Raw genomic sequence first — 14,770 nt, 5'->3', positions numbered from 1 at the left:
ACGAGGGCGACGACGGCGAGACCGCCACCCACGCCGCACCGGCGCCCGGACAGCCGGCGCCCCCGCCCGCGCCAGCCCAACCTGCAGGTCCGCCGCCCGCACCCGCGCCGAACCCGGAGGCCATCACGATCTCCGGCTGGTTCCAGGTCAAGCCGTAGCGGCTAGCGGTCTCCGACGATCCGCGCGACGACCGCGGGATCCACGTCGTCGATGCTCGCCGGGTCGAAGCTCGGCGAGCGGTCCTTGTCGACGAGAACCGCGCGCACACCTTCAGCGAAATCGTGTGTCGCGGTGATCTGTTCGGCAGCTCGCAACTCGCGGTCCAGGCATTGCCCGAGTGAGCTCTGCGCGCCGCGGTCGATCATCTCCGCGGTCACCAGCAGGCTCGTCGGGGAGCAGCTGTCGGTGAGTGCGGCCGTGTCGCGCGCCCACTCGTCGCCGCCGCGCAGACCGCCGAGGATGGCCGACACCTCGTCGTTCCCGCCGAAGTAGTCCGCGATCGACCGCAGCGGCAGGGCGTCGGCGGCCGGAGCCGAATCGAACGACCCGAGGGCCTCCCCCAACGGCATCCCCGAGCGGATTGCGTCGGCCAGCGGCCCGACCGACTCGGAAGCCACCGAATGCGTGGCGAGGCCGACCTCGATCGCCTGGGTGCCCCGGATGCGCGCGCCGGTCAGCCCCAACCATTTGCCGACGCCGACGGGTAGTCGTGGCAGGAAGTACGTGGAACCGATGTCGGGGAAGAAGCCGATCGCCGTCTCGGGCATGGCGATGAGGGCCTTCTCGGTGACCACCCGCACCTCGCCGTGCACGCTGATGCCCAGTCCGCCGCCCATCGCGGCGCCGTCGATGAGGGCGACGTAGGGCTTGGGGTAGTCGGCGATCAGTTGATCGAGCGTGTATTCCGAGCTGAAGTATTGCGTGATCGCCGCCGTGTCGCCGATCAGCGCGGCATCGCGGATCGCCCGGATGTCCCCGCCGGCGCAAAAGGCACGGTCGATGCCCGAGGTGACCAGGACGGTCTCGACGTCGGGGTCGTCGGCCCACGCCAACAGCACCGGATACAACTCGTCGATCATCGCCTGGTCGAGGGCGTTGAGCGCCTTGGGACGGTTCAAGACGATATCGCCGACGCCGTTGGCGACCGAAGCGGAGATCAGAGACATGCCGGTCACCCTACCGACCGTCACAGTTGTGATCGCCGTCACTGCAAACAGTATCAATATCTATTGTCACATTAGGTGGTCCGGGTCACCCCTGCCCGTGCAATACTCATGCCATGCAAGCAGCGGAGCTCGTGTCATCCCCCATTGCGCAGGTCATGAACCTGGCCGCCGACGCGGGCGGAGGAGCCGCCCTCGACCAGGTCTTCATCATGACTGCTGCCACCGGTGTCATCTCGATCGCCCTGCTGTGGATCGCCTACCGCCACCGCACGTTCAAGTCGAACTGGCTGGAGGACTGGGCAAGTTGGTTGGGCCGGATCGGCGACCGTCCGACGTGGTCGGTCATCCCGGTCTTCTTGTTCATCACCACCATCCTGACCGCCTTCCTCGGCTTCATCTGGGATGTAAGCCTGCACGTCGGCCGCGGTCGCGACGACGGCCCGCTGGCCAACCCGGCCCACTACTTCATCCTCGTCGGCCTCTTCTTCCTCTTCATCGCCGGCGCGCTGGCGATGATCCTGCCGCGCAACGACGACCGTTCCATCGCCAAGCCGGGCATGGCCGCCATCCGGATCACGCGGACCTGGTACTCGCCGGTCGGCGGCATCCTGTTGGCCGCGTGCGGCGTCTACGCCCTCGTCGGATTCCCCCTCGACGACATCTGGCACCGCATCTTCGGCCAAGACGTCACCCTGTGGGGACCGACGCACCTCATGCTGATCGGCGGCGCCGGGTTCTCCCTGATCGCCATCATCCTGTTGCTGCACGAGGGCTTCCTCGCGGCCACGGTGAGCAAGCAGAAGAACCAGACCCCGCCCGGCGGACCGTCGAAGCTGTTCGGCTGGACTGTGCCCGCCTGGATCGCCGGGCCGTTCATGACCAAGCTGGCGCAGAGCATCGCCTGCGGGGGCCTGCTCATCGGCCTGTCCGTGTTCCAGGTGGAGTTCGACTTCGGCGTCGAACAGTTCCGCCTGGTCTTCCAACCGATGCTGATGATCGGCGCGGGCGTTTTCGGCTGTGTCGTGGCGCGCCTCTGGGCCGGCCCCGGCGCCGCATTCATCGCGGTCATCTTCGCCGCGTTCATCCGCACCATCGTCGCGGTCCTGGTCGGCCCCATCCTGGGTGAGCCGACCAACACGTTCCCGCTGTACCTGGGCATCGCAATCGTCGTCGAGTTGCTTGCCCTCATCCCGCAGCTGCGGCAGAACGCGATCGCCTTCGGCGCGGTGGCGGGCGTGCTGGGCGCCACCGTCGGCGCCTACGGCGAGTCGCTGTGGGTGCAGGCGATGTTCCCGATCCCGTGGCCGAGCAGCATGTGGCCGTCGCTGCTGGCGGTCGGGATCCCAATCGGCATCGCCGTCGGGATGACCGCCGGGCTGTTCGCTCGGGCACTGGAACCGCGGCCGCTGCCACGGCGGGCGGTGCGCCGCTCCATCGTGGTCGCGATGATCCTCGTCGTCGCCGGGTCGACGCTGTGGGGCTTGAGCATCAACGTGCCTACCAGCGCACGGGCGACCCTGCACTTGACCGAGGCCCCGCAGGTCGACGGCTTCCGAATGGTCACCGCCGATGTCACCGTCACCCCCACCGATTTCATCAGTGACGACCCCGAGTGGGTGACCATCCTCGCGTGGCAGGGCGGCGGCAACGACCTGCGCGGCCTCGTCGTCGATCCGCTGGAAAAAGTCGGTCCCGGCCACTTCCGCAGCACGCGGCCGTTCCCCGTCTCGGGCTCGTGGAAGACCGTACTGCGCATCCAGGACGGCGATACCCTGACGGCCCTGCCGATCTACATGGCCGCCGACCCAGCGATCGGCGCCGCCGAGGTCAGCGCCACGCCGCACATCGACCGCCCGTTGGGTCGCGAGATCGAGGTGCTGCAGCGCGAGCGCAAGTTCGACCATCCGGCGTGGCTGTTCTCGACCGCGACCTGGATCGTCGCCGCCATGACCATCGCCCTCGTCTGGGTCCTGAGCTGGGGCGTCGCGCGCGTCAACCAGGCCTACTTCCCGCGGGAGGGCGACCCACCGCTGCGGTTCCAGGGCGCCCGCAAGGCCTCGGGCAAGCGCGAACCCGAGCCCGTCGACGCGTAGCGGCGCGACAGTGCTGACACATAGCGGCGCAACAGTTGAGGACGCGTAGCCACTGATGACGACCGTCTATCTGGCCGACCATCCGCTCATCACCGCGGTACCGGCCTTCGTCCCGGCGTTCATCGTCGTCGCCGTCATCGTGGCGATGGTCGTGCGCGACCGACGCCGCGACGACGAGGATGCCGACGAGGAGTCCTTCCTCGACGAGGACGAGATGCTCGACACCTACGACCGCGAACTCAGCGCCGCAGATGACGAGCCCGGCGATTCACGCGATGACGAGTGAGCACGCCGCGGGGATGACCTCCTACCTGGCCCACGGCACCGGTGAGGCGGCCGCCTTCCCCGTCGACATCACCTATGCGCTTGTCGGCGGGTCGTGGGCGCTGGCCGTCTCGTTCCTCGTGTTGGCCTTCGCATGGAAGACGCCGCGCCTGGATGCATCGAAGTATGTTGCCGCCCTGCCACGCCTGACGCACCTGGCCGATTCTCGCGCCCTACGCGAGGGCCTCGGGGTGGTCGGGCTGGCGCTCACCGTCGGTGCGTTGATCCTCGGATTCATCGCACGCGACGAGCACGAGAACCCGCTCGTCGGAACCTTCTTCATCTGGCTGTGGGTCGGACTGGTGCCCGCATCGCTGGTCTTCGGCCCGGTCGGGCGGTACCTGTCGCCGGTACGCACCTTGCACCGGTGGGCCTGCTCGGCACTCGGCCGCCGACCGGAGCGGGGATTGCGCGCGTACCCGGCTGTCCTGGGGCGCTGGCCGGCCGCAGTTGGCCTGTTCGCGTTTGTGTGGATCGAGCTCGCCGTCGTCGACAAGGACTTCACCGCCGTGCTCTGGTGGTGCGCGGTGTACTTCGCGATCACCGTCGTCGGAGCGGTCGTATTCGGTTCGACGTGGTTCACCCAGGCCGAACCGTTCGAGGTGTACAGCGTGACGATTGCGACGATGAGCCCGCTGGGACGCGACGCCGTGTCAGGTGAGCTAGTCCTGCGCAACCCGCTACGGGGGCTGGCGGCCTACCAGACCGGCGCGGGCGCGGTCGCGGTCATCGCGGTGTTGCTGGGATCCACTGCCTTCGATGCCTGGTCGGCGACCCACAGCGCCACGGGGATCGGGGTGCGCACCGCCATCCTGCTGTTGTTCATCGTCGTCGTCGGCGTGAGCTTCTGCCTCGCGACGATGGCCACCGGGGGTGTGACGCGGGCCCAACGGCTCGCCATCCCGGGGAAGATGTCGCACACGTTGATCCCGATCGCCGTCGGCTATCTCGTCGCCCACTACGCGAAGTACTTCGTCCAGGACGGGCAGGAGGTCCTGCACGCGTGGCTACGCACACTGGGCGCCGGCGAGCCTGCGATGTGGTCGCCGTTCACCGACCACCCGACGTTGCTGTCGGTACTGGCCGTCGGCGCGATCATCGTCGGGCACCTGCTCGCGGTAATCGCCGCCCACGACGCGGCGCTGCGCATCCTGCCGCGGCGCCACCACCTGACGGGTCAGCTGGCCCTCATGCTGTTGATGGTCGGCTACACCTTCACCGGGCTCTGGTTGCTGTTCGGCGGCTAGACCGGCAGTTGTGGCAGCGGCTCAGGCATCGGCAGCTGATCCAATGCGAACCAGGTGGGCAACTTCGCCGCGATGATCGGCGAGTTGAGCAGCGTGAAGTGGGTTGACCGGCCCAGGTGCAGGCCGTTGCCCGGATCGAAGCCGATGTGTCGGGTCGAATTGGTGCCGCTGGCGCTGTGGTGCAGCACAAGGCCATCACCGATGACCCGAGAGAGCGGGTGGCGCGGATTGCGGGTGACGGTGGCCGACACGAAGTAGTGGTCGGCTCCGGGGAGGAGCGGGACCTCGGCGGCCGCGGCGCGAGCCAGGTCGTCGGGGTCGCGGCCAGCCCAATCCTCGTCGACGATGGTCCCGGCACGCAGGTCGCGGATACCGCTGCTGCGCCGCCGCAAGAGCCGGCCGAAAGCGCGCGTCTCGGGCAGCTTCATCAGCCCGGCGCTGCCGAAATGGACGAGCTGCTCCAGCGGCGCTCCGAGGTGCGGGGTGCCCAACGAGACGGTGGACCGCACCAGACGGACCCAACCGTGGCCGGCGCCGAGGCCGTAGTGGGCGGCGCTGCGAGCCACGAGCCCACCCATCGAGTGGCCCAGGAGGTTGACCGATTCGACGGTCACCGGCCACCGGCGCACGAGGTCGTCGATCAGCTCGGCGACATCGCGCCCGTTGGTCGAGATGTGGCGGCCGGTGTTGTACCGCAGGAACACGGTCGTGACACCGGAGCGCTCGAGACTGTCGGCGTAAGGCTCGGACTCGCCCCACGCCCACGCGTGCTCGGTCTCGACGAGGCCGTGGATCGCGACGACGATCCGCGGATGCGCGTTCGGGAAAGCCGCCGCCAGGGCCTCGTCGGCGAGCGGCACCGGCTCCCCGTCGACGCGGATCGATAGCGGATCGGCAAGCGGCGACTGGTAGGAGTCGAGCTCGTCGCCGATCACCCCGTTGACCGCGGCGATGATGGTCGAGCCGACCTTCGTCGACGACGGCGCCTGCTTCATCGGCAGGTCGGCAGCCATGCCGCTGACCTTGCCGGCGGTCTCCATCGACTGGCCGACGACGAGGTACACACCATCGGCGATCGCGTCGTGGACGGCCTTGACCGGCGCCACGGTGGGCCCCAAGCCCCACCGCAGGGTCTTGAAGATGCGGTCCGATATCGCGCGGTGAGTCTCGTGGATACCGTCGGAGGCCTTGCCCAACTCGACGAGCCCGAGTTCGGACAGTGCCCGGATTTCGGCGCGGCGCTCGGCCCGGGTGCTGGCGTCGGGGTGGGAGCGCTCATCGTCGTACGAGAACGGTGGTGCAGCGGTCATGAATTTGAGTGTACATACGTACACTCAATCTGGCGAGTGAGTCTCACCACAGCCGATCCCGGGCGCCACTACTGTGGAATCCATGAGCCTCATCACCCTCAACGACGGGTTTTCCATCCCCCAATTCGGATTCGGCACCTGGCAGATCCCCGACGAGCAGGCACGCGACCGTGTCGCCGAAGCCCTGGAGATCGGATACCGCCATATCGACACGGCGCAGATGTACGGCAACGAGAGCGGCGTCGGCCGGGCGATCGCGGAGAGTGGCATCCCCCGCGAGGAGCTCTACGTCACCACCAAGCTCAACAACAACAACCACGCGCCCGACCGGGTCATCTCGTCGCTGGGCGATTCACTGGAGCGCCTCGGCCTCGACCATGTCGACCTGTTCCTCATCCATTGGCCGCTACCCGAGATCGACATCGACTACGTCGACACCTGGAACGCAATGATCACCGCTCGGGGCACGGGGCAAACGCGGTCGATCGGCGTCTCCAACTTCACCGCCGAGAACCTCCGGCGCATCACCGGACCCGACTCGGTGGTACCTGCGGTCAACCAGATCGAGGTGCACCCGTACCTGGCGCAGAACGACCTGCGCGCCGTCGACGCCGAGTTGGGTATCGCCACCGAGGCATGGTCACCGTTGGCGATGGGCACCGTCTTCGAGGATCCGCAGCTCGCCGCCATCGCCGAACGCGCTGGGCATCCGGTATCGGCCATCGTCATCGCCTGGCACTTGCAGCGCGGCGACATCCTCTTCCCCAAGGCGTCGAGCGCCGCTCGAATCAGGGAAAACTTCGAGGCGCAAAACGTTCAACTCGACGCCGAGACCATCGCCGCGATCGATGCTCTCGACGAGGGTCGGCGCATCGGGCCCGATCCGGTGACGTTCAACTGGGTCCCCGCCGACGAGGTGTAGGCGCGAAGCATGACCGACACCCGGGCCCAGGACACCTCCGCAATGGTCGACTACCGGTTCACCCTGGCCAACGAGCGGACCTTTCTGGCCTGGATCCGAACCTCGCTCGCACTGATCGGCGGCGGTGTGGCATTGATCGTGCTGCCGAGCTTCGGAATCTACGGCTTGCGCCACGGTCTGAGCGGTCTGCTCATCGCGTTCGGCGGCGTGTTGGCCGCACTTGCGGTGCGGCGCTGGCGACAAGTGCAGGACGCGATGGAGGCCGACGAGGACCTGCCACCGAGTCGAATCCCGATCCTGCTGGCCGCGGCGATGCTGGTGACGGCGGTGTACGCGCTGGTCCTGATGATTTTCGCGCACAACTAATGACCGATCCGAGCGCACCGCCCACGCTGCCGTCCGAGCGCACTGCGCTGGCGTGGGAGCGCACCGCGGTGAGCGCCGCGACGATCGCCGGGGTGGTGATGTTCCATCGGGTCGACGCGGTGCGAGTCACACTGTCGATAGCCGCCCTCACGCTCGCATTGGTGATCTGGGTGCTGTCGCGGCGCCGGCGCGGACGGCTGACCCCGCCCAACGGGGCGGTGCCGATAGTCGGCTGGGGTACGACGACCCTGGCCGTCGTGCTGCTGGCCGGGCTGTTCATCACAGGCGGCTGAAGCCCATTGGCTCCCGAAGAGAAGTAGGGCTCACTCGGCGTCGGATCGGGCTCAGTCGGCGAGTTCAGCGGCCACGAGCCAGTCGGCCTCGGCCTGCTCCTTGTCCGCCACGACGCGCTTGAGCTCGGCATCAAGCTCCACCAATCGACTCGGATCGGTGGCGGCCTCGACCAGGTCGGCATGCAACTGGGCCTCGCGTGCGGACAGTTTGTCGATCTGGCGCTCGAGTCGGCCCATCGCCTTGCGGGCATCGCGGTGCTCGGCCGCCGACGTCGGGGCGGCCGATGCAGCAGACGACGCGGTGGCGGAGGCCTTGCCCGGAGCGCCAGTCGCGCGCAGCGCAGCACTTCGTCGCTCCAGATACTGCTCGATGCCCCGAGGCAGGTTGGTCAGCTTCCCATCGCCGAACAAGGCCCACGTCGAATCGCAGATCCGCTCGATGAGGTAGCGGTCGTGGCTGATCACTACGAGTGTGCCGGCCCAGCCGTCGAGGAGATCCTCGACCTGCTGCAGGGTGTCGATGTCCAGGTCGTTGGTCGGCTCGTCGAGGAGCAGGACGTTGGGCTCGCCCATCAGGACCCGCGTCAGCTGCAGGCGCCGGCGTTCGCCGCCGGATAAGTCCCCGACCGGTGTGCGCTGGCGGGCGGGTGCGAAGCCGAGCCGTTCGGCGAGTTGGCTGGCCGTGAGTTCCTTGTCGCCCAGCGTCACGGTGCCGGCAATCGCCTCAACCGCATCGAGCACCCGTTGGTCGGGATCGAGGTCGTCGAGTTCCTGGCGCAGCCACCCCAGCGACACCGTCTTGCCCTCGATCCGCCGCCCCGGTTCCACCGGAACCTCCCCGGCCAGCGCGCGCAGCAGCGTCGTCTTCCCCGAACCGTTGACGCCGACGAGTCCGATCCGCTCGCCCGGCGCCAGCCGCCAGGTCAACGCGTCGAGCAGCACCGTCGACGACCCGTCGGCCCCGACCGGCGTGCTCACGCGAGCATCCTCCAGCTCGATCGCCACGCGACCCAACCGCCGCTTGGCGAAGGCCGAGAGCGTCACCGTGTCCCGCGGCGGCGGGACGTCGGCGATCAGCTTCTCGGCCGCCTCTATCCGGTACTTGGGTTTCGACGTCCGCGCGGGCGGGCCGCGCCGCAGCCACGCGAGCTCTTTACGCGCCAGATTGCGTCGGCGCTCCTCGGCGGCGTCGGCCAGGCGCGACCGCTCTGCGCGCGCGAACACCCAGTCGTTGTAGCCGCCGTCGTATTCGTCGACGGTCCCGTCGTGCACCTCCCAGGTGCGCTGCGCGACGGTGTCGAGGAACCAGCGGTCGTGGGTGACGACGACGACCGCGTCGCCGCGTGCCACGAGATGACCCGCCAGCCACTGCACACCCTCGACGTCGAGATGGTTGGTCGGCTCATCGAGGATGAGGACGTTCGCGTCGGCAACCAGCGCCGCGGCCAGCGCGACTCGTCGGCGTTGACCGCCCGATAGCTCGTCGGTGCGTCGGTCCAGAAGGTCGGCGACACCGATCCCGGCCAGCACGTCCCGGATCCGCGGGTCCCCCGCCCATTCGTGTTCGGCGACGCCGAGCGAGCCGACGACGACCTCGGCAACCGTGGCATCGGGCGGCAGCTCGCCGCGCTGGGTCACCGTGGCGATGCGCGCCTCACGGGCCGTCGACACGCGTCCATCGTCGGGTTCGACGATGCCGGCAAGGATTTCCAGCAGCGTGGTCTTGCCACCGCCGTTAAGGCCGACGACGCCGATCCGCTGCCCCGCGTGGACGCCGACGCTGACCGACTCGAGGAGCGGCTTGATGCCAAAGCTCTTGCTGATCTTCTCGGCGTTGATCAGTACGGGGTTGGCCGGCGCGGTCACGGCGCCAGTCTAGTCAGCGGAAATAGCCCGCCACGGTCGCCATCGTGTCGCCCATCGACTGCCTGGTCACGGCCATGTGGTCGCCCGGGTAGAACCGCAGCGACACGTTGGCGCCACCACTGCGCAGCTGCCCCTCGAGTTGCATGGTGCTGATCGGCAGGACGATGGTGTCGCTCATGCCCTGCTGCAGTCGGACGCCTCGGGTGCCGAACCCGGTGTTCGGGATTCCCGCGTAGTCATTCAGGGCGGCCATGAACTGCGGCGAACTCGCCGTCGCCTTCGCCCACAGCGTCCCGGGTGCGACGTTGCGCATCTTGACGGCGAGTTCGAAGACGCAGGTGTTCCGCGCAATCGCCAACCACTGACGTCCCACCGGGGACAGGTAGGACAACGCGTTCAGATCCGGCCGTGCGTTGTTGAGACCGCTCATCAGGTACAGCCCGAACCCCGACATCATGTTGAACGTGCCGAGGCTGGGAGTGCCGGGGTACTGGAACACCGGCGTGATACTCGGGATCTGGCTGGCCGGGGCCAGTGCGACAGTGCCGAGCATCGGCAGTTCGGGGGCGTAGCGCGGAGCCGTCCGAGCGGCCCACAGGGCGGCGTGGCCGCCCTGCGAATGGCCCAGCGACACCCACCGCTTGCCGATCGTCGGGTCGACGTTGCGCGCGGCCCGGATCATGTCGATCACGTTGTAGGCGGCCGAGCGCCCGCCCAGGTACTCGGCGACCCCGCCGCCGCCAAGGCCGATGTAGTCGGTCGCGGTCACCACGTATCCGCGGGCCAGTGCACCGGCGATATTCGGCTGCATCTCGTCCTGGCGCTTGCCCGAAGTGATGCTCGGCGCGCACTTGGCGGTGATGCCACTGGTGCCGTGGGCCCACGACACGACCTTCCAGCCACCGGCGGGCGCGGCACCGCGCGGGTAGTAGACGACGCCGGTGCTGCGCGCGGGACGACCGTTCTGGTCACGCGTGGTGTACAGCACCTTGACGGCGCGCACGGCGCCCGACGGCAGGTTCACCGCCGGGACCGCGGACCGCGACAGCACGGTCCCCGTCCCTGCTGCGGAGGCGTTGGGTGTGGGGGCGACGGCGATCGGGCCGGCCAGGGCAAGGGCTGCGCCCAGGAAAACTGAAAATGCTCGCATAGCAGCGACGCTAACCCATCGGGTCGAGGCACTGCCGCTATTCGACGATTCGCGCGCCGGGGACGGGACCGTGGGCGGTGCGCACGGAGCGAGCGACCCCGCGACCGGCGAGTTCGGCGGCGACGCGGACGGCCGACTCCTCGTCGGCACACAGGAAGGCACACGTCGGACCGGAACCGGAGACGATGCCCGAGAGCGCACCGGCGTCCACGCCGGCGCTCAACGTGCGGCGCAGGCCCGGCTGCAGCGACAGCGCCGCCGGCTGCAGGTCGTTGTGCAACAGTGCGGCAGTACGCTCCACGTCACCGACGGCCAGGGCACGCAGCAGATCGTCGGGGTCCGGCCCATCGATACTCTCTGGATTGTCCCGTTCGCGCAGCCGGTCGAGCTCGGCGAAGACCGCCGGGGTGGACAGGCCGGTCTTCGCGATCGCCAGCACCCAGTGATAGACGCCACGCGACAGGACCCCGGTGAGCTGCTCGCCGCGCCCCCTCCCCAGCGCCGTACCGCCGTGCAGACAGAACGGCACGTCGGAGCCGAGGTCGGCAGCGGCAGACATCAGCTCGTCGCGGGTCCAATCGACGCCGAACAGCCGCGTACAGGCAAGCAACGACGCGGCGCCGTCGGCACTCCCACCGGCCATTCCCCCGGCGACCGGGATGGTCTTGTCGATCTCCACCGAAACGCGGGCATCGGGATCGACGCGCAGGGCAGCGCGGGCGGCGAGGTTCGCCCGAGGATCGTCGGGGACTTGATCGGCGCCCTCGCCGATCGTCTGCACGGACAGCTCGTCAGCGGTCTGCACGGTGACGTGGTCGAACAACGAAACCGCCTGGAAGACCGTCGTCAGGTCGTGGTAGCCGTCACTGCGCAGCGGGCCCACCCCGAGGAACAGGTTGATCTTCGCCGCGGCACGCACGGTGATCGACCCGGTGGACGACGGGGGTTTCAAAGCCACGGAACGTCAGGGTAGTGCAGTCTGCGCGAGTGCGACGTAGTCGGCGATGCCGAGCCGTTCGCCGCGCGCCGACGGATCGATGCCGGCCGCCCGCAGTCGTCGCTCGGCCTCGACCGGCGAACCCGCCCACCCGGCGAGCGCGGCACGCAAGGTCTTGCGGCGTTGCGCAAAGGCCGCGTCGATCACCTCGAAGACCCGGCGGCGCTCTTGTGCGTCGCGCGGGTAGTCATCGGTCCGGTCGATGCGCACCAAACCCGATTCAACCTTCGGCTCCGGCCAGAAGACGTTGCGGCCCACCGCGCCGGCACGCGAGACCCGCCCGAAGTAGCGGGCTTTGACGCTGGGGATGCCGTAGACGCGGCTGCCCGGTTCGGCGGCCAGTCGGTCGGCGACCTCGGCCTGCACCATCACCAGGGCCGTGCGCAGGGAGTCGACTTCGGACATGAGGTGCAGCAGCACCGGGACGGCGACGTTGTAGGGCAGGTTGGCGACCAGCGCTGTCGGCTCGCCCGACAGGTCCGACGCGGAGATCCGCAGCGCATCAGCCGTGATGACGTCGAACGAATCCTGTTGGGCCGGCGCGTATTCCGCGATCGTCTCGGGCAGTCGAGCGGCCAGCACCGGATCGATTTCCACGGCTTCGACCGAGCCGGCGGCGCCCAGTAGCGCCAGCGTCAGCGAACCGAGGCCCGGACCGACCTCGAGCACGCGGTCGGACTCGTCGACACCGGCGGTCGCGACGATGCGCCGCACGGTGTTGGCGTCGTGGACGAAGTTCTGGCCGAGTGTCTTGGTCGGGCGCACGCCCAGCTCGGCGGCAAGTCCACGGATCTGGGCCGGGCCCAGCAATCGGGGCGGTTGTGCGCTCAGCGCAGACCCATTCGCGCCGTGCACGCCGGCCAGGCGCCCCAGCCCTGTGCGGCCTGGGTCTTCTTGGCGATCTCGATCTGCTCCTCGCGGGTCGCCAGGTCGGCGCGCGGGGCATACTTGCCGCCGCCGTGGCGCAGCCAGGTGCCGTAGTCGAACTGCACGCCGCCGTAGAAGCCGTTGCCGGTGTTGATCGCCCAGTTGCCGCCGGCTTCACACTGCGCCAGGACATCCCACACCGAGCCCGGCGGGACGTACGGCGCACCGGGCTTGGTGCCGACGCGCACGGTCGCGGCGACCGGCTCCACCAGCGTCTCCGAGCCCTGCTTGATGCGCTTGATCTCCTTGCCGTTCACGACAGTCACCGTATAGGTGACGCGCGCCTGCCCGGGCTTGCCGGGCTTCTCGACGATCGTGCGCCCGCTGACCAGCGCCGCGTCCTTCTTCTCGATCTGCGGCGGTGCCACGTTCTCCACGCGCGTCGACTCTACGGTGCGGATGCGGGTGACCTTGACCTTCATGCCCTCGGTCACCGGGGTGTCCGCGGCGGGCACGACCTTGTCAGTGGGAGCCAACGGCTTGCCGGTCTTCGACAGCAGCTCGCCGACCGTCTGCGCACCGACGACGGGTCGCCACGTCACGGTGCCGTCGGTCAGGGTGACCGGGACCGGCGAGCTGAGGACGATGACGGCCCCCGAGACAGGCAGCGCGGTGAGCTTGGTCGTGGTCGAGTGGTTCGACAGGTTCTGCTGTGCGAGCAGTTCATCGACGGTGGACGCCGTGGTGGTCACCGTGTGCTTCTGTCCGTCGACGTCGAGGGTGACCTCTTTCTGTCGTTTGAGCGTGACCTTCTCACCGTCGTGCAGCTTCGACGACCCGGCCGGGACAACCACGTCGGCCTTCGTCGGCGAGTATCCGTTGGCGCGCAGCACCGAGTCCACCGACAGCGCCATCGTGGATACCGTGCGCGACTGCCCGTCGACCTCCAGCGTCACCGTTTTGTGCGATGCAAGACCGACGATCCCACCGGCGGCAAGGGTGGCCAGCACCGCGCCGACGGCGATCCGCGGCCGCAGCGAGGTCGAACGGTTCACCGCGGTGACGGCGCTCGGCTCGGGCGCCTCGACTTTGGCATGCTTGCTCTGCGGAGCCGGAGCTTCCACATGGCGGGTTACGTTGTGCGTCATCGGACTCGGTCCTGCCTAGATCTGTTGTCAGACGGTGGTTCTGCGCTGTGCGCACCCGCCGACGTGCCGATGGTCAAGGCCACCGCGCGGCGGGCATGTCACGAAATGATATCGAAGTGGCGACTTTTCAGCCACCCGCGCTATATCAGAGCTGGTAGACGCGGCGGGCATTGCCCCCCAGGACCGCCGCCATCTCCTCGTCGGACGTGCCGCGCAGGGCGGCCAGGAACCGTGCCGTGTAGGGCAGGCAGTACGACTGGTTGCGCCGCCCGCGATACGGGTGCGGCGTCAGGAACGGGGCATCGGTTTCGACGAGAATCTGCTCGTCGGGCACCACGAGCGCAGCTTCCTGTAGTTCCGAGGCATTGGAGAAAGACACCGTGCCGGAAAAACTCAGCACATACCCGCGGTCCACGCACTCGCGCGCAGTCGCCGCATCGCCGGAGAAGCAGTGCATGATCACCGTCTCCGGCGACCCCTCCGCAGCAAGGATGTCCAGCAGGTCGCGGTCGGCCTCACGGTTGTGGATCATCAGCGGCTTGCCGACGCGCTTGGCTAGGTCGATATGCCAGGCGAACGCCTGCGCCTGGACATCGGGCGGCGCACAGTCCTGCGACCGCGACGGCCAGTAGTAGTCCAACCCTGTCTCGCCGACCGCGACGACGCGCTCGTGACGCGCCATCTGCTCCAACTCGACCTTGGCGTCGTCGTCGAGGTCACCGGCGTGCATGGGGTGCAGCGCAACCGCAGCAAAGCATCTTCGGTCCCATTCGGCGGCGGCAACGGCCCACCGCGCATCGACCATGTCGTCGGCGACGGTGACCACTTGCCCCACCCCGACGCGATCGGCATGGTCGAGGATCGCGGCGACCGACTCGGAGTCACGACCGCCACATGCGGCGAGATGGGTATGCGCATCGACGAGCCCGGGCAACGGGTCCGGATCCGGTGGCGGTTCGCGGCGACTCTTCTTGGCCACCGTGGACTCCGCCGTCACGGCTCGGCCGTCCCTAGATCGGCT

Annotated in this window: 14 protein-coding genes; 6 read left to right on the top strand and 8 right to left on the bottom strand. The window is 68.6% G+C overall.

The genetic code is table 11. The features are described 5' to 3' along the window. Window positions 1–161: 161 nt before the first annotated feature. Window positions 162–1,166: an enoyl-CoA hydratase/isomerase family protein gene (locus B4L26_RS02295; RefSeq protein ID WP_290715343.1), complete on the bottom strand. Its 1,005-nt coding sequence runs from the start codon at window positions 1,164–1,166 to the stop codon at window positions 162–164. A gap of 113 nt (window positions 1,167–1,279) precedes the next feature. Between B4L26_RS02295 and B4L26_RS02290 the strand changes: the two genes are divergently transcribed. Genes B4L26_RS02290 through B4L26_RS02280 form a run of 3 tightly spaced genes read left to right on the top strand, consistent with a single transcriptional unit; the run spans window position 1,280 to window position 4,830 of the window. Then, window positions 1,280–3,259 carry a hypothetical protein gene (locus B4L26_RS02290; RefSeq protein ID WP_290715339.1) on the top strand — a complete coding sequence of 660 codons (1,980 nt, stop codon included), beginning with the start codon at window positions 1,280–1,282 and terminating at the stop codon, window positions 3,257–3,259. A gap of 55 nt (window positions 3,260–3,314) precedes the next feature. After that, on the top strand, window positions 3,315–3,545 hold the full coding sequence (locus B4L26_RS02285; RefSeq protein WP_290715337.1) for a hypothetical protein: 231 nt from the start codon (window positions 3,315–3,317) through the stop codon (window positions 3,543–3,545). Next, complete coding sequence (locus tag B4L26_RS02280; RefSeq protein ID WP_290715335.1) at window positions 3,535–4,830, top strand: hypothetical protein; 1,296 nt, start codon at window positions 3,535–3,537, stop codon at window positions 4,828–4,830. The genes B4L26_RS02285 and B4L26_RS02280 overlap by 11 nt, the downstream gene beginning before the upstream one ends. Here B4L26_RS02280 and B4L26_RS02275 read toward each other — a convergent pair. Further along, window positions 4,827–6,140: an esterase/lipase family protein gene (locus B4L26_RS02275; RefSeq protein ID WP_290715334.1), complete on the bottom strand. Its 1,314-nt coding sequence runs from the start codon at window positions 6,138–6,140 to the stop codon at window positions 4,827–4,829. The two genes, B4L26_RS02280 and B4L26_RS02275, sit on opposite strands and share 4 nt — an antisense overlap. An 82-nt stretch (window positions 6,141–6,222) precedes the next feature. On the opposite strand from B4L26_RS02275, the gene B4L26_RS02270 reads away from it, so the two are divergent. Genes B4L26_RS02270 through B4L26_RS02260 form a run of 3 tightly spaced genes read left to right on the top strand, consistent with a single transcriptional unit; the run spans window position 6,223 to window position 7,721 of the window. Continuing rightward, window positions 6,223–7,062 (top strand): aldo/keto reductase, encoded by an 840-nt coding sequence (locus B4L26_RS02270; RefSeq protein ID WP_290715331.1) that lies wholly within the window; start codon window positions 6,223–6,225, stop codon window positions 7,060–7,062. A 9-nt stretch (window positions 7,063–7,071) separates the two neighbouring features. Then, window positions 7,072–7,428: a YidH family protein gene (locus B4L26_RS02265; RefSeq protein ID WP_290715328.1), complete on the top strand. Its 357-nt coding sequence runs from the start codon at window positions 7,072–7,074 to the stop codon at window positions 7,426–7,428. Then, the gene (locus B4L26_RS02260; protein WP_290715325.1) at window positions 7,428–7,721 is read left to right on the top strand and encodes a DUF202 domain-containing protein; all 294 of its coding nucleotides are present in this window, start codon (window positions 7,428–7,430) and stop codon (window positions 7,719–7,721) included. The genes B4L26_RS02265 and B4L26_RS02260 overlap by 1 nt, the downstream gene beginning before the upstream one ends. Window positions 7,722–7,772: 51 nt before the next feature. Here the strand turns inward: B4L26_RS02260 and B4L26_RS02255 are convergent, their stop codons facing one another. The 6 genes from B4L26_RS02255 to B4L26_RS02230 form a co-directional block, all read right to left on the bottom strand. Further along, on the bottom strand, window positions 7,773–9,587 hold the full coding sequence (locus B4L26_RS02255; RefSeq protein WP_290715323.1) for an ABC-F family ATP-binding cassette domain-containing protein: 1,815 nt from the start codon (window positions 9,585–9,587) through the stop codon (window positions 7,773–7,775). A gap of 13 nt (window positions 9,588–9,600) precedes the next feature. Further along, window positions 9,601–10,737 (bottom strand): lipase family protein, encoded by a 1,137-nt coding sequence (locus B4L26_RS02250; RefSeq protein ID WP_290715321.1) that lies wholly within the window; start codon window positions 10,735–10,737, stop codon window positions 9,601–9,603. 37 nt (window positions 10,738–10,774) lie between these two features. Next, window positions 10,775–11,695, bottom strand: a complete 921-nt coding sequence (locus B4L26_RS02245; protein WP_290715319.1) for a 4-(cytidine 5'-diphospho)-2-C-methyl-D-erythritol kinase — start codon at window positions 11,693–11,695, stop codon at window positions 10,775–10,777. 6 nt (window positions 11,696–11,701) lie between these two features. After that, complete coding sequence (rsmA, locus tag B4L26_RS02240; protein WP_409563545.1) at window positions 11,702–12,598, bottom strand: 16S rRNA (adenine(1518)-N(6)/adenine(1519)-N(6))-dimethyltransferase RsmA; 897 nt, start codon at window positions 12,596–12,598, stop codon at window positions 11,702–11,704. Then, window positions 12,562–13,749, bottom strand: coding sequence for a resuscitation-promoting factor (locus B4L26_RS02235; RefSeq protein WP_290715316.1), 1,188 nt, complete (start codon window positions 13,747–13,749; stop codon window positions 12,562–12,564). Before B4L26_RS02235 ends, rsmA begins: the two co-directional genes overlap by 37 nt. A gap of 145 nt (window positions 13,750–13,894) precedes the next feature. Next, window positions 13,895–14,728 (bottom strand): TatD family hydrolase, encoded by an 834-nt coding sequence (locus B4L26_RS02230; RefSeq protein WP_290715314.1) that lies wholly within the window; start codon window positions 14,726–14,728, stop codon window positions 13,895–13,897. Window positions 14,729–14,770: the final 42 nt, after the last annotated feature.

Source organism: Gordonia sp. UBA7599 (assembly GCA_002477755.1).
GTDB lineage: Bacteria > Actinomycetota > Actinomycetes > Mycobacteriales > Mycobacteriaceae > Gordonia.
The sequence above is the reverse complement of the archived record's forward strand: the minus strand, read 5'-3'. Positions and strand labels throughout refer to the sequence as shown.

What these genes read in the sequence shown, in the direction of transcription:
- B4L26_RS02295 (WP_290715343.1), bottom strand. Translation starts at nt 1,166, where the DNA reads ATGTCTCTGATCTCCGCTTCGGTCGCCAACGGCGTCGGCGATATCGTC.
- B4L26_RS02290 (WP_290715339.1), top strand. Translation starts at nt 1,280, where the DNA reads ATGCAAGCAGCGGAGCTCGTGTCATCCCCCATTGCGCAGGTCATGAAC.
- B4L26_RS02285 (WP_290715337.1), top strand. Translation starts at nt 3,315, where the DNA reads ATGACGACCGTCTATCTGGCCGACCATCCGCTCATCACCGCGGTACCG.
- B4L26_RS02280 (WP_290715335.1), top strand. Translation starts at nt 3,535, where the DNA reads ATGACGAGTGAGCACGCCGCGGGGATGACCTCCTACCTGGCCCACGGC.
- B4L26_RS02275 (WP_290715334.1), bottom strand. Translation starts at nt 6,140, where the DNA reads ATGACCGCTGCACCACCGTTCTCGTACGACGATGAGCGCTCCCACCCC.
- B4L26_RS02270 (WP_290715331.1), top strand. Translation starts at nt 6,223, where the DNA reads ATGAGCCTCATCACCCTCAACGACGGGTTTTCCATCCCCCAATTCGGA.
- B4L26_RS02265 (WP_290715328.1), top strand. Translation starts at nt 7,072, where the DNA reads ATGACCGACACCCGGGCCCAGGACACCTCCGCAATGGTCGACTACCGG.
- B4L26_RS02260 (WP_290715325.1), top strand. Translation starts at nt 7,428, where the DNA reads ATGACCGATCCGAGCGCACCGCCCACGCTGCCGTCCGAGCGCACTGCG.
- B4L26_RS02250 (WP_290715321.1), bottom strand. Translation starts at nt 10,737, where the DNA reads ATGCGAGCATTTTCAGTTTTCCTGGGCGCAGCCCTTGCCCTGGCCGGC.
- B4L26_RS02235 (WP_290715316.1), bottom strand. Translation starts at nt 13,749, where the DNA reads ATGACGCACAACGTAACCCGCCATGTGGAAGCTCCGGCTCCGCAGAGC.